Annotated in this window: 13 protein-coding genes; 11 read left to right on the top strand and 2 right to left on the bottom strand. The window is 65.6% G+C overall.

Annotated features, from left to right (window positions below; translation table 11 throughout):
- The first annotated feature begins 1 nt into the window (after position 1).
- The 5 genes from FXF75_RS17960 (at position 2) to FXF75_RS17940 (ending at position 2,510) form a co-directional block, all read left to right on the top strand.
- Positions 2-781, top strand: a complete 780-nt coding sequence (locus tag FXF75_RS17960) for a hypothetical protein (RefSeq protein ID WP_163523216.1) — start codon at positions 2-4, stop codon at positions 779-781.
- 39 nt (positions 782-820) lie between these two features.
- Positions 821-1,429 (top strand): OsmC family protein, encoded by a 609-nt coding sequence (locus FXF75_RS17955; protein ID WP_163523215.1) that lies wholly within the window; start codon positions 821-823, stop codon positions 1,427-1,429.
- Between the two features lie 123 nt (positions 1,430-1,552).
- Entirely contained in the window at positions 1,553-1,798 is a 246-nt protein-coding gene (locus tag FXF75_RS17950; RefSeq protein WP_163523214.1) for a PRC-barrel domain containing protein, read from the top strand.
- A 148-nt stretch (positions 1,799-1,946) separates the two neighbouring features.
- The gene (locus FXF75_RS17945) at positions 1,947-2,189 is read left to right on the top strand and encodes a PRC-barrel domain containing protein (RefSeq protein WP_163523213.1); all 243 of its coding nucleotides are present in this window, start codon (positions 1,947-1,949) and stop codon (positions 2,187-2,189) included.
- Positions 2,190-2,258: 69 nt separating this feature from the next.
- Positions 2,259-2,510, top strand: a complete 252-nt coding sequence (locus tag FXF75_RS17940) for a hypothetical protein (protein WP_163523212.1) — start codon at positions 2,259-2,261, stop codon at positions 2,508-2,510.
- A gap of 6 nt (positions 2,511-2,516) precedes the next feature.
- Here FXF75_RS17940 and FXF75_RS17935 read toward each other — a convergent pair whose 3' ends face one another.
- Together FXF75_RS17935 and thsB are read right to left on the bottom strand one after the other, a co-directional pair.
- Positions 2,517-3,518, bottom strand: a complete 1,002-nt coding sequence (locus tag FXF75_RS17935) for an ornithine cyclodeaminase family protein (RefSeq protein ID WP_163523211.1) — start codon at positions 3,516-3,518, stop codon at positions 2,517-2,519.
- A gap of 208 nt (positions 3,519-3,726) precedes the next feature.
- On the bottom strand, positions 3,727-5,385 hold the full coding sequence (thsB, locus tag FXF75_RS17930) for a thermosome subunit beta (protein WP_163523210.1): 1,659 nt from the start codon (positions 5,383-5,385) through the stop codon (positions 3,727-3,729).
- A 442-nt stretch (positions 5,386-5,827) separates the two neighbouring features.
- Here thsB and FXF75_RS17925 point away from each other — a divergent pair, with 442 nt between their 5' ends.
- The 6 genes from FXF75_RS17925 (at position 5,828) to FXF75_RS17900 (ending at position 12,441) form a co-directional block, all read left to right on the top strand.
- Positions 5,828-7,027 (top strand): substrate-binding domain-containing protein, encoded by a 1,200-nt coding sequence (locus tag FXF75_RS17925; RefSeq protein ID WP_163523209.1) that lies wholly within the window; start codon positions 5,828-5,830, stop codon positions 7,025-7,027.
- Between the two features lie 167 nt (positions 7,028-7,194).
- On the top strand, positions 7,195-8,328 hold the full coding sequence (pstC, locus tag FXF75_RS17920) for a phosphate ABC transporter permease subunit PstC (RefSeq protein WP_163523208.1): 1,134 nt from the start codon (positions 7,195-7,197) through the stop codon (positions 8,326-8,328).
- Positions 8,325-9,959, top strand: coding sequence for a phosphate ABC transporter permease PstA (gene pstA, locus FXF75_RS17915; protein ID WP_163523207.1), 1,635 nt, complete (start codon positions 8,325-8,327; stop codon positions 9,957-9,959). The genes pstC and pstA overlap by 4 nt, the downstream gene beginning before the upstream one ends.
- Positions 9,956-10,954, top strand: a complete 999-nt coding sequence (gene pstB / locus FXF75_RS17910; protein ID WP_163523206.1) for a phosphate ABC transporter ATP-binding protein PstB — start codon at positions 9,956-9,958, stop codon at positions 10,952-10,954. Before pstA ends, pstB begins: the two co-directional genes overlap by 4 nt.
- A 5-nt stretch (positions 10,955-10,959) precedes the next feature.
- Complete coding sequence (locus FXF75_RS17905; RefSeq protein ID WP_163523205.1) at positions 10,960-11,982, top strand: phosphate uptake regulator PhoU; 1,023 nt, start codon at positions 10,960-10,962, stop codon at positions 11,980-11,982.
- Between the two features lie 120 nt (positions 11,983-12,102).
- A complete protein-coding gene (locus FXF75_RS17900; protein ID WP_163523204.1) occupies positions 12,103-12,441 on the top strand; it encodes a hypothetical protein in 339 nt (112 codons plus the stop codon).
- Positions 12,442-12,472: the final 31 nt, after the last annotated feature.

Below are 12,472 nucleotides of genomic sequence, written 5' to 3'. Positions count from 1 at the left end.
TATGTTCGACTCCGACGGGGACGACTCGCCGGTCGAGGCGACCGCCCGGTCGGCGCTCGCGGTCGCGCTCGTCGGCGGGTTCCAGTGGGCGATAACCGGCGCGTACGTCTTCCTACTCGGCTTTCTGGCGGTCGTGTGGTACCTCCGAACCACCCGGACGGCGATGTCGCTCGACCTCTCGTGGGCGTTCGCTGGTTTCGTCGTCGCGGCGTTCCTCGCCGGGGCGCTGTGGGTCCGAGCACGTTCGCCCGCGCCGGGCACTACCGACTCGCAGGACGCCCACGACCGGCGCATCGAGGTTGTCGTCACGATGCTGGTCCTCGGCTTCCTGCTCCCGTTCGGCGTGCCGCGTCTGTTGGACCTGTTCGGTGCGACGCCGTCGGAGCCGATTCTCGGGTTCGGTCTCGCGTACGTACTGGCGCTCGCGCTCTCGTACGGCCTCGTCTACGGTCTCGGCGTGCGCCCCTTCCTCGGTCCGGGACGGTCGGACGACCGGACTTCGGGGAGTGATGCTGCACTCATCACCCCAGTTCGACCGCGACCAACCGCCTGTCGCTCGGCGAGAGCGTCCCGAAGTCGGTCGCGCACTGCCTCGGTGAACTCGCTCCCGAGATGGCCTGACACGCGGACAGTACCGCAACGTTTCAACACCAGTCGGTCCGACCGACAGGTCGCCGACGTGCTACTCGCCGACTGCTCGCCGGGATGGCGTTCTCCCCGGTCGTGTCATCGTTCAGGTCGCGAAAGCGAGAGGGTTACTCGCGGACATCCTATCACGTAATGAAAAGTAGCTAAGGTTTCTACCGGTGTACCCTCTCTCATGGCCCACGAGACCATCGAACACGGAGTGAACCTGGAACAGTACGGCACGTTCGTCGAGAACATGACCAAAAAACCCGACGAAGCGATGCTCGGACTCGGTGCTCGCGGCGTCGCCGAGGGACGAGCGATGCACACGCTGGCGAAACTCGACGCGTACAAGTACGGCGGCGAAGACATCCGGCGGGAGACCCGCGAGTTCACGTTCCAACTCGGCGCGCACAAGGAGGTCGAAGCCGACGCGGGGTTCGTCGACCCGGCCGACCGGCCGGAACCCGTCGAGGTCGCGCTGGCCGGACTCACCGGGTGCATCAACGCCACCGTCGGCATCGTGGCGATGGAGAACGACATCGACCTCGACGGACTCGAAACCACGGTCGGAGTCGACCTCGACCCGCGGGTGCTCTTCGGCGTCCACGGGACCGAACGGTCCGACGAGACCTACGACAATTTCGAGATAGACATCGACGTGAGCGGTCCGGACCTCACCGACGAGGACGCCGAGACGCTCCGCGAGGGGGTGCGCCGCTCTCCGGTGTTCAACCTGATGGCGCTGTCCCACGAGATGACGCCCGAGGTCCGGACCACGGACGAACCGAAGGCGGCGTAGCACGACGGCCGCGCCGCGGACGGCTCCCGTTCGTCCGCTACACCTTTTCGACGCAGAATCGCCCGACGGAGACGGCGGTCGGCCACCGAGACTTTGATTGGAGCGACCGAATTGCTCGCCGCTATGACTGCGGAACTCTCCGACGACGACCGCGGCAAGACCGTCGTGAGCGACACCGAGCGAATCGGGACCGTCACCGACGTACGGAGCGGAACCGCCTACGTGGACCCCGACTGGGACCACGTTCCCGAGGACCTGCGCGACGCGCTCGACTGGGAGGAGGGCGACGACCACCACACCATCGACGAGGACGAGGTAACCGCGATTCAGAACAGTCAGGTCCGACTCCGCGAGGATTTGATTCCGTAGCGAGACGCCGACTGGAGTTGGCTCCTACCGAGACGCCGACGGGTATCGACCATCGACGAGTAGCCCTTTGGCCGCATCTGCTAATCGCCAGACGGAGGCGGTAATCGGCCACCGACGTTTTGCCCGCGGTGGTCGTATCGTCTCGTCCATGGCTCCGGAACTCTCCGACGACGACGAGGGGAAGGCCGTCGTCAACAGCAACCAGCGCATCGCAACCATCACCGACGTCGTCGGCGACACCGCCTACGTGGACCCGAACTGGAACGACGTCCCGGAGGACGTGATGCGGCAACTCGACTGGGACCGCAGCGACGACCAGTACACGATTCCGGCGTCGGCGTTCTCCGGCGTGCAGGGCGACGAGGCGTACCTCCGGGACGACTTGCTGTGAGTCGAGTGGGTCCCGAACGCGACAGGACGGTCGCAAACGCTTATCCCGCCGGTCGTCGATACGTCAGTCATGAGTGAGGGGTCCTCCGACGGGGCGGGAGGCGAGGGTGCAGTGCCCGAACCGGTGAAGAAGGTGGTTCGGACGGTCACGCCGAGTTATCGCGGCCGACCGGACGCCGAGATGACGACCATCGGTATCGCGTACTTTCTGGGTCTCGTGGTGCTGTTGATTCCGTTTCTCCCGTTCATCGTCATCGTCTGGGTCGTCTCGAAAATCACGGGGTACTTCGCTCGCAAAGCGCCGACCGACCGAGTTCGCTGACGGCGATTACTTGGTCTCGGTCTCGGTGCCGATGAGGTCGAAGGGGTAGCCGTTGTCGTTGTCGTCGGCGTGTTCGTAGACGACGTGAGCGGCAGCGACGTCCTGAATGGCGAGACCGGTGGAGTCGAACACCGTGATGCCGTCCTCGTCTGTTCGGCCCTCGATGTCACCGACCACGATGTCGCCGAGTTCGCCGTAGATGTCGTCGTCGGTCAGGACGCCCTCGTGGTACGGGACGTTGATTTCGCCCGAGTGAGTGGTCTGGGCGTGGTCGTCGATGACCAGTTTCGAGTCGAGCAGAATCTCGTCGGCGAGTTCGTGCTTGCCCTCGGCGTCGGCACCCATGGCGTTGACGTGGGTGTGTTCGCCGATGGCCTCGCGCGAGACGATGGGGTCTTCGACCGGCGTCACCGTCGAGAGCACGTCGCACTGGGCGGCCTCCTCGATGGACCCGGCGCGAACGTCGAACTCGTCCTCGAAGTACGCGATGAAGTCCGCGACGCGCTCCTCGTCGAGGTCGCTGACGACGACCTCCTCGATGGGGCGGACCTTCGAGATGGCCTCCAACTGGGTGTACGACTGGACGCCAGCGCCGATGACGCCCATCGTGGTGGCGTCCTCGACCGCGAGGTGGTCGGTGGCGACGGCGGCGGCCGCGCCGGTCCGCTTCATCGTCAACTCGGTGCCGTCCATGATGGCCAGCGGGAAGGCGTTCTCGGGGTTCGAGTAGACCATCGTGCCCATCACGGTCGGCAGGTCGTAGTCCTCGGGGTTGTCGGGGTGGACGTTGACCCACTTGATACCTGCGGCGTCCCAGTCCTCGGCTTCGAGGTAGGCGGGCATCGACCGGAAGTCCCCGTTGTACTGGGGCAGGTCGATGTAGGACTTCGCGGGCATCTGGGCGTCTCCGCGAGCGTACGCGGCGAACGCATCCTCGATGGCCCGGATGACTTCCTCCATCTGCGTGTTCTCGTCTACGGCGTCCCGATTGAGCAGGAGCGTCTCCATACGAGAGAGATTCGACCGCCCGCACTATAAAGTACCTAAAACCATCGAATCGCGCAAGATTGCTGCGCGGAACGAGAGCGGTGGAATCGGCTCGGAAGAAGCAGGAACTCGGTCGAAAATATGCGGACAGTTCGACGTTGCGTCGGACGGTGCGGCGGGAGGCGTCGAGTTCAAATCGACGGTCTACGAAGTTCGGTGGTGGCCGAACTTACATCGCGCCGCCCATACCGCCCATGCCGCCCATGCCGCCCATGCCGCCGCCGGGGCCGCCTGCCTCGTCGTCACCCTTGTCGGTGGACAGGTCGCCGGCGGAGATGATGTCGTCAATCTTGAGGACGAGGTTCGCGGCCTCGGTGGCACTGGAGACGGCCTGCTCCTTGGCGTGAGCGGGTTCGACGACGCCCGCGTCGAGCGTGTCGACCACGTCGCCGCTGTGAACGTTCAGGCCGGCACGTTCGTCGCCGTTCTCGTGGGCCGAGCGCAGGTCCACGAGCGTGTCGATGGAGTCGAGACCCGCGTTCTCGGCGAGGACGCGCGGGACGAGTTCGAGGGAGTCAGCGAAGGCTTCGACGGCCAGCTGTTCGCGGCCGGAGACGGAGTCGGCGTAGTCGCGGAGGCGACGGGCGACTTCGACCTCGATGGCACCGCCGCCGGAGACGACGCGGCCGTCCGAGACGGTCTGGGCCACGACGTCGAGCGCGTCGGTGACGCCGCGTTCGAGTTCGTCGACCACGTGGTCGGTCGAACCGCGGAGCAGGAGCGTGACGCCGTGACTGTTCTCACCTTCGACGTAGAACAGTTCGTCGCCGTCGTCGCGGGTCACGTCGCCGTGGCCGAGGTCCTCGGCAGTCGCGCTGTCGAGGTCCGAGACGACGTTCGCGCCGAGGACTTCCTTGAGGAAGCCGACGTCGCTCTTCTTGACGCGGCGGACCGCGAGGATGCCTTCCTTCGCGAGGTAGTGCTGGGCCATGTCGTCGATGCCCTTCTGGCAGAAGACGACGTCCGCACCCGTCTCGACGATTTTGTCGACCTTCTCGCGGAGCTGCTGTTCCTCTTGGTCGAGGAAGTTCTGGAGCTGGTCGGGGTTCTCGATGTTGACGCTGGTGTCCACGTCGGTCTCCTCGATTTCGATGGCCTCGTTGAGCAGGAGAACGTCGGCGTCGGCCACGCTCTTGGGCATGTTGTCGTGGACAGGGTCCTTGCTGATGACTGCGCCCTTGAGCAGTTCCGAGTCACCGGCCGAGCGGCCGGTCTGGGTCTCGGTCTTGAGGTATTCGAGGTCGACCGTGCCGTCGACGGTGACCTGCTGGACCGCGTCGACGATAATCTGGGAGAGCGCCTCCTTGTTGAGTTCGGCACCCTTGCCGGTCATCGAGGTCTCGGCGACCTTGCGGAGGAGTTCCTCGTCGTCCGTATCGACGTTCTCGGAGACGTTGTCGATTTCCTCACGGGCCTTCTCGCTGGCGAGGTGGAAGCCCTTGATGATGGCGGTCGGGTGGATGTCCTGTTCGAGGAGGTCCTCGGCGTTCTTGAGGAGTTCGCCCGTGACCGCGACGGCCGTCGTGGTGCCGTCACCCGCTTCGTCCTCTTGGGTTTCGGCGACCTCGATAATCATCTCGGCCGTCGGGTTGTCGATGTCCATCTCCTTGAGGATGGTGACGCCGTCGTTGGTGATGGTCACGTCGCCCATCGAGTCGACGAGCATCTTGTCCATCCCTTTCGGTCCGAGTGTCGAACGCACCGCGTCCGCGACTGCGCGGGCGGCGGTGATGTTGTGTTCCTGAGCGTCTTTGTCCTTGACGCGCTGGGACTCCTCGGACATTACTATCATCGGCTGGCCTTGCATTCGCTGTCCTCGCTGACTCATAGTACAACCGAAGATATGATTGTGCTTCTATATAAACCCTTTCTTCCAAGCGAATTGGTAACACGGAGTAACGTCGCACTTCCGTTCCGGAAATCGACGCGCAGAAACTCGGTACCGCGCGAACATCTGGGAATAGTTCTCAAAGAACCGCCGCCGCCACGGCCTGTTACTTCGCGGGGGTTTATACGCTGAGGCTCGGTTCGACCGGGTCGGTTCGACCGCGGACCTCCTCGTTATGGGGCAGTCGGGTGGAACATGGGGCCGCCCTGTCCGACAGCACTCGTTGTTTCGTCGGCCGAGAGTAAGGACGCGTCCGGAGAGCTATGTAGAATCTCTATGGGTCACTTTCACACAGGCCTCGATGTGTCAGCTATTACCGGCCTGTGTCGATATATTCTGAAATTATAAGCCTACTTAATCTAGTTCGGGGTCTCATTACCTGATGACGTCCGACCAAGGCCGACAGTCCGACGACGTATCGCGCCGGATGTTCCTGCTCGCGTCTGGTGCAGGTGCGACGACCGCGCTCGCCGGTTGCTCGGGGAGTTCGAACGACAGTCCCGACACGACCACGTCGGGTACCGACGACACCGGGGGCGACTCCGGAAACGAGACCACCCAGAGCGAGGAGACCCAGCAGTCCGGCGGGATGGACACGTCGATGCTCAGCGCCGAGGGGTCCTCGACGGTGTACCCCATCTCGAACAAGGGCAGTTCGTACTGGAACTCCAACGCGCCGCCGAGCGACGGCGAGTACTGGGGGTCGTCCAGCGAGGGAACCGTCCCCGGATGGGACGAGATTCAGACCGACAAGCGTCTCGCCGACTACTTCGCGGGCCTCTACGGGTTCGAGGCTACCGGCAAGCAGGCGAACCCGCCGTTCCCCACGACGGTCGGCCTGAGCCACTCCGGGACCGGGTGTAAGTCGGTCCGCGACGGTCTCGTGGACATCGGCAACTCCTCGGGTCCCATCACGGCCGAACTCGGCATCAGCGAGAAGAAAGCGAAGGAGAACTACGTCGACCACGTCGTCGGCCGCGACGGCCAACCGGTCGTCGTGAGCAAGGACATCTGGGACGCCGGGGTCCAGAAACTCACCGGCAAGCAGATTAAGAAAATCTACCAGAACAAGATTACCAACTGGAAGCAGGTCGGCGGTCCCGACAAGGAAATCTACTGCGTCGGCCGCGCCGAAGGGTCGGGGACCGACACCGCGTTCCGTCTCAACATGCTCGGTTCCGCCGACGCCCCGATGCCGGGCGTGGACACCCGGAAGGGTCAGAACCAGCAGGTCAAGACCGTCGTCCAGCAGAACGAGGGTGCCATCGCGTACATGGCGCTGGCGTTCACCGGCAAGCAGGTCAAGCCCATCGCCATCGAGTTCGACGGCACGACGTACAAACCGGACAAGAGCGCGAATCACACCATCTTCGACAGCGACTATCCGCTCAACCGGGACCTCCACATGTACACGAAGAAGACCGACGAACACCCCAACGGGGTGGACAAGCGCGAGGCCGCGTTCATCAACATGTTCCTGACGACGTTCGGCCAGAAGGTGTTCGTCGAGGCGAACAACTACATCCCGCTCCCGACGAAGGACATCGAGAAGGAGAAGGCGAAACTCCCCGACCAAGCGTAGGGGACACTGTCGGCCGTCGCTCTACGGGAACCGACGTATCCGGAACGCGCGACGCGGCCTGCGACGCACGTCGCCGGGTCCCTCCGAAACGACGGCCGACAGCGTGACTCGCCGCCGGTGTGACTTTCCGCGTTCCGTTTTCGATTACACTACCGACACTACACAAAATGGCATCCGTGACTGAAGCTGACTGGACTGGCGTACGCGAGGCGTTCCAGCGAAAGCTGACCGAAGCCCGCACGTTCGTCGAAGACACCGAGAGAACCGCGCTCGCGGCCGGTACCGTGGGGTCGCTGGCGCTGCTGGCCACGTTCGTCGGATTCATCGTGACCTCGCCCCTGACGGTGGTGGCGTTCCTCACGTTCCTGCTCGCCGTCGGCTACGGCTGGTTGCGCCACCAAGCGACGACCGCACACGCGCTCACGCTGACGATGACCGTCTCGACGCTCCTGATTCTGGGACTCATCACGGTGTTCATCTTCGCGGAAGCGTGGCCAGTCTTCGAGTACGCGACCGTGGAGGTGTACGGCGTGGGCGTCCCCGGTCTGGGACTGTTCACCGGGACCGTCTGGGACCCGGTGACGACCGAACAGTTCTCGTTGGTCCCGATGATTCACGGGACGGTCGTGGTGACCCTCATCGCGACGCTCGTCGCCGGACCGCTCGGCGTCGCGGCCGCGCTGTTCATCAGCGAAGTCGCTCCGCCGACGGTCCGCGAACTCGTCAAACCCGGCGTCGAGATTCTGGCCGGGATTCCCTCCATCGTCTACGGCTTCATCGGGTTCACGATTCTCAGTCCGTGGGCGAGCGACCAGTTCGAACTCGTCGGACAGGGGACGTACCTCTTCGTCGGCATCGTGGTGGGCCTGATGTCGCTCCCGACGGTCGTCTCGGTGGCCGAGGACGCCCTCAACAGCGTGCCCGAGTCGATGAAGAGCGGGTCGCTCGCGCTCGGGACGACCGACTGGCAGACGATGTCGTCGATAACCCTCCCGGCCGCGTTCTCCGGGGTCTCGGCCGCCGTCTTGCTGGGCGTCGGCCGGGCCATCGGCGAGACGATGGCCGCGACGGTGATGCTCCGTAACAGCCCGGCGCTCCCCGACCCGATTTACAACGTCTTCTACGGGTACGAGACCCTCACGTCGCTCATCGCCGCCCGGTACGGCAACGCCCACGGTCTCCAGTTCAACGCGCTGTTCGCGGCCGGCGTCGTCCTGTTCGTCACCGTCCTGTTCCTCAGCGTCGGCTCCCAACTGATAGAGAAACGCATGCGCCGGAAGCTCGGAGGTGGCGACCGATGAGTAGCCTCACGCAGGACGACCGCGGTACCCTCGTCCGCGAGGGGACCTCCGCGCTGGAGGGGGTCGCGGCCGCCGCGGTCGGTCTCTCGGCGCTGCTGTTCGCGCTCGGTCTGACGGCGCAGTTCGAGATACTCGCGATAACCGACTCGGTCGGCGGCGTCCCGATGCCGACGGTACTCGGGGCGCTGCTCGCGCTCCTCGGTCTCTCGGTCGTCGGCTTCGGCGTCGGGTCCCGCGTCGGCGCGTTCGCGACGGACCCGCAGGCCGACGCCGGACTGGTCGCGGCGACGGCGTTCGCCGGAATCTGGTTCGTCGTCGGCGGACTGGTCGGTTCCCAGACGCTCGGTCTCGGTCCCGCGGGCTGGCTGGCGGTCGCGCTTCTCGCCGCCGGAGTCGCGTTCGCGACGACGGTGGTTCCGCGCGAGGACATCGGCTCGACGCTCCCGGCGGGCGCGCTGGCGATACTCGCGGGCCTCGTCTTCCTCACTGGGACTATCGGTCCGGACTGGTCGTGGCCGCTGGGGTCGCTCCGAGCGACGCTGTTCCCCGCCTTCGTCGTCCCGACTGTCGTCCAGTTCTGCGCGCTGGTCACCGGTTGGTCGGCCGCGAAAGCGTACGGCGGCTTCGGTGCACGCGGCCGTCACGTCGGCGCTCACGTCCTCCTCTATCTCAACGCGCTCGCCATCGTCGCCGTCCTCGTCGGACTGGTCGCGTTCGTGACGGTCAAAGGGCTGCCGGGGCTGTTCGAAGGCGTCACGGTCGCGTTCGGCGCTGGCCCGGAGACGACGATAGCGCTCTTCGGCGTCAGCTACACCATCGTCTGGCCGGTCTCGTGGCCGTTCCTCACCAACGGGGTCTCGCTGTTGGCCGACGTGGACGGCGTCCTCCCCGCAATCGTCGGTACGGTCTGGTTGGTCGTCGGCGCGGTGCTGTTCGCGGTCCCGCTGGGCGTCGGCGCGGCGATATTCCTGAGCGAGTACGCCGACGAGGGCCGGTTCACCGAGGTCATCGAAATCGCGACGAACGGGCTGTGGAGCACGCCCAGTATCGTCTTCGGACTGTTCGGCTACGCGTTCCTCGTCCCGCGGTTCGGCGGGCAGAAGTCGCTGCTCTCGGGCATGCTCACGCTGGGGTTCATGCTGCTCCCGCTGGTCGTCATCACGGGTCGAGAGGCGATGCTCTCGGTCCCCGACGAGTACCGCGACGCCAGCGCCGCGCTGGGCGTCACCAAGTGGCAGACCATCCGGAGCGTCGTCCTCCCCGCCGCGCTCCCCGGCGTCGTCACGGGCGTCATCCTCGGCGTCGGCCGCATCGCGGGCGAGACCGCACCCATCCTGCTGACGATGGCGGGCGGCACCTTCGTCCCCGGCAGCCAGACCGCCGACGTTATCGGCGGCTTCGAGTTCACCGCGACCCCGCCGTTCGTGACGAACCCGGAACTCCTGCAGGCGACGAGCGCGCTCCCCTATCAGGTGTACGCGCTCGTCACGGCGGGCGTGCAGGGACCGTCGCTCGACAACCCCGACAACTTCGCGTGGGGTCTGGTGCTGGTGTTGCTGGCGGTCGTGCTGTCGTTCTACGCGGTCGGCATCGCCACTCGATACTACTTCCGCAGAAAGCTCGAACAATGACAGAAACTACCACGACATCCACCTCCCGAACCGACAGCAGTACCGAAGAGTCGCCACGGGCCGACGACACCGTTTCGGCGTCGGCCTCGTCTCCGGCGTCAGCATCAACTTCGACATCGGCGTCAGCGTCCGCTTCGACCACCACGACGGGCGAGTCCGAGGAACGGGTCCGCGAGGCGTGGTCCGACTACGAGTTCGACGGCGCGCCGAAACTCTCGGTCGAGGACCTCGACGTGTTCTACGGCGACGACCACGCGCTCGAAGGCGTCTCCATCGACGTCCCCGAGGACAGCGTCACGGCGCTCGTCGGCCCGTCCGGTTGTGGGAAATCGACGTTCCTGCGGTGTCTGAACCGGATGAACGACCGCATCAACTCGGCGCGAGTCGAGGGGTCGGTCGAAATCGACGGCGAGGAGATTTATCAAGACGGTGTAAACCTCGTGGAACTCCGCAAGCGCGTCGGCATGGTGTTCCAAGCGCCAAACCCCTTCCCGAAGTCCATCCGAGACAACATCGCCTACGGCCCGCGCAAACACGGTGACATCGACGACGGACTGCTCGATAGGCTCCTCGGCCGGGCCGACGACGAGAAGGAAGACGAACTGGTCGAGCGCTCGCTGCGGCAGGCGGCGCTCTGGGACGAGGTCAGCGACCGACTCGACGACAACGCGCTCGGTCTCTCGGGCGGCCAACAACAGCGCCTCTGTATCGCGCGCTGCCTCGCGGTGGACCCGGAAGTCATCCTGATGGACGAACCCGCCTCCGCCTTGGACCCCATCGCCACCGCCAAAATCGAGGACCTCATCGACGACCTCTCGGAGGACTACACGGTCGTCATCGTCACGCACAACATGCAACAGGCCGCCCGCATCTCCGACCAGACCGCCGTCTTCCTCACCGGCGGCGAACTGGTCGAGTACGGCGAGACCGACCAGATATTCGAGAACCCCAACAGCCAGCGCGTCGAGGACTACATCACCGGGAAGTTCGGGTGACTCCGATGAGCAGTTCGACAACCGACACCGAAATCTCCCGGAAGGTGCAGTCGGTCGGCGGGTCGTCGTTCACCGTGTCGCTCCCGAAAGGCTGGGCGACCGACCACGGTCTCGAAGCCGGAAACGAGGTCTACCTCTACCCCCACGAGGACGGGACGCTGATACTCCGGACGTGCGAACGCGGCGACGGGACCGACGCCCCCGACGTGTCGGTCGGCCACCTGTCGGGCGACCGACTCCAGTGGGTGGTGTACGCCCTCTACGTCGCGGGCGAGGACCGCTTCACGCTCCGCACGGACGACCGATTCACGTCGGCCGAGCGCCGGGCGATGACCACCGCCGGAAACGACCTCATCGGACTGGAGGTCGCCGACGAATCGACCGACAGCGTCGCCTTCCGAAGCATGCGACGCTCCGGGAGTCTCTCCATCGGCCAGACGGTGCTGAACCTGCGCTACGTCGCGCTCTCGATGCACCGCAACGCGACGAGCGCCCTCCTCGACGGTGACGACGACCGCGCCCGCGAGGTCCTCCGGCAACCCGACGACGTGGACCGCCAGTTCGCGTTCGTCAATCGGTGCGTCGAGCGCCGCGTCGGCCTGCCGCGAGGCCCGAACCGTCCGGACGTGGACCGCCGCACGGCGCTGGACTACTACGCCATCGCCCGCGAACTCGAAGGCGTCGCGTCGGCCGCCGAGCGCGTCGCGACCGTCGCGCTGGAACTGGACGCCCCGCCGACCGGAGCGGCCGAGTCCCAACTGTCCGACTACGCCCGGCGCTCTCGGCGGGTGGTCGAGCGAGCGGTCGAGGCGACCATCGACGGCCGCGCGCCCGAGACCGCGTACGACGCGCTCGACCAGCGCGAGACGCTCGCCGAGGAGTTCGACTTACTGGCGCGCCCTTCGTTCGACGCGAGCGAGGCGGACCCCTACTACGCGGCACTGGTACTGGAGGCGCTGGACCGGACGGCCGACCACGGCGGTACGGTCGCCCGGCGGGCGCTCAAGATGGGCCTTCGCACGCCGTAGCTACGTCTCGCTTTCACCTCTTTCGGTTCGGCCGACCTCGAACGATTCGGCGTTTCCGGCACCATTCCGCCGCGACACGTCCGGAGAAAGGATTATGTAAGTGTCTGGCGAACCACAGGTATGGATTGGGAGTTCTTCGCCCGATTCCTCGGCCAGTACACGATTTTGTTCGGAGGCGGAACGGTCGGCGTCGCGTACCTCCTCCCGAACCCCGTGGGACCGTACGCGATACTGGTGACTATCGCCGTCGGTCTGCTCCTCATCGGACGGTCCGCCCTCGACGGCGGCGGTGCCCCGATGTCGGGCGGCAATCCCGCGGGGTCCGCCCACGGACTGAGCGAGGGCAGCGACGGCGTGTTCGCCCCGCGAGAGTCCGACGACCCGCTCGGTGCGGGTCTGCTGTTCTACGCCATCGGACTGGTCGGGTTCGGCGTCGCCGCGCTGGTGACGCTGCTCTGAACGCGTTCGGACTGTCCACGTCTCTCCTCAT

This window comes from Halorussus sp. MSC15.2 (genome assembly GCF_010747475.1).
Classification (GTDB): Archaea; Halobacteriota; Halobacteria; order Halobacteriales; family Haladaptataceae; genus Halorussus.
Note: the sequence above shows the minus strand (reverse complement) of the source record. Positions and strands in the feature narration are given on the sequence as shown.

Bases quoted from the DNA above. Each gene is read 5' to 3' on its own strand.
- FXF75_RS17945 (WP_163523213.1), top strand. From the start codon at position 1,947: ATGGCTCCGGAACTCTCCGACGACGACGAGGGGAAGGCCGTCGTCAAC.
- FXF75_RS17925 (WP_163523209.1), top strand. From the start codon at position 5,828: ATGACGTCCGACCAAGGCCGACAGTCCGACGACGTATCGCGCCGGATG.
- thsB (WP_163523210.1), bottom strand. From the start codon at position 5,385: ATGAGTCAGCGAGGACAGCGAATGCAAGGCCAGCCGATGATAGTAATG.
- FXF75_RS17940 (WP_163523212.1), top strand. From the start codon at position 2,259: ATGAGTGAGGGGTCCTCCGACGGGGCGGGAGGCGAGGGTGCAGTGCCC.
- FXF75_RS17935 (WP_163523211.1), bottom strand. From the start codon at position 3,518: ATGGAGACGCTCCTGCTCAATCGGGACGCCGTAGACGAGAACACGCAG.
- FXF75_RS17960 (WP_163523216.1), top strand. From the start codon at position 2: ATGTTCGACTCCGACGGGGACGACTCGCCGGTCGAGGCGACCGCCCGG.
- FXF75_RS17955 (WP_163523215.1), top strand. From the start codon at position 821: ATGGCCCACGAGACCATCGAACACGGAGTGAACCTGGAACAGTACGGC.
- pstC (WP_163523208.1), top strand. From the start codon at position 7,195: ATGGCATCCGTGACTGAAGCTGACTGGACTGGCGTACGCGAGGCGTTC.
- pstA (WP_163523207.1), top strand. From the start codon at position 8,325: ATGAGTAGCCTCACGCAGGACGACCGCGGTACCCTCGTCCGCGAGGGG.
- FXF75_RS17905 (WP_163523205.1), top strand. From the start codon at position 10,960: ATGAGCAGTTCGACAACCGACACCGAAATCTCCCGGAAGGTGCAGTCG.
- FXF75_RS17900 (WP_163523204.1), top strand. From the start codon at position 12,103: ATGGATTGGGAGTTCTTCGCCCGATTCCTCGGCCAGTACACGATTTTG.
- pstB (WP_163523206.1), top strand. From the start codon at position 9,956: ATGACAGAAACTACCACGACATCCACCTCCCGAACCGACAGCAGTACC.
- FXF75_RS17950 (WP_163523214.1), top strand. From the start codon at position 1,553: ATGACTGCGGAACTCTCCGACGACGACCGCGGCAAGACCGTCGTGAGC.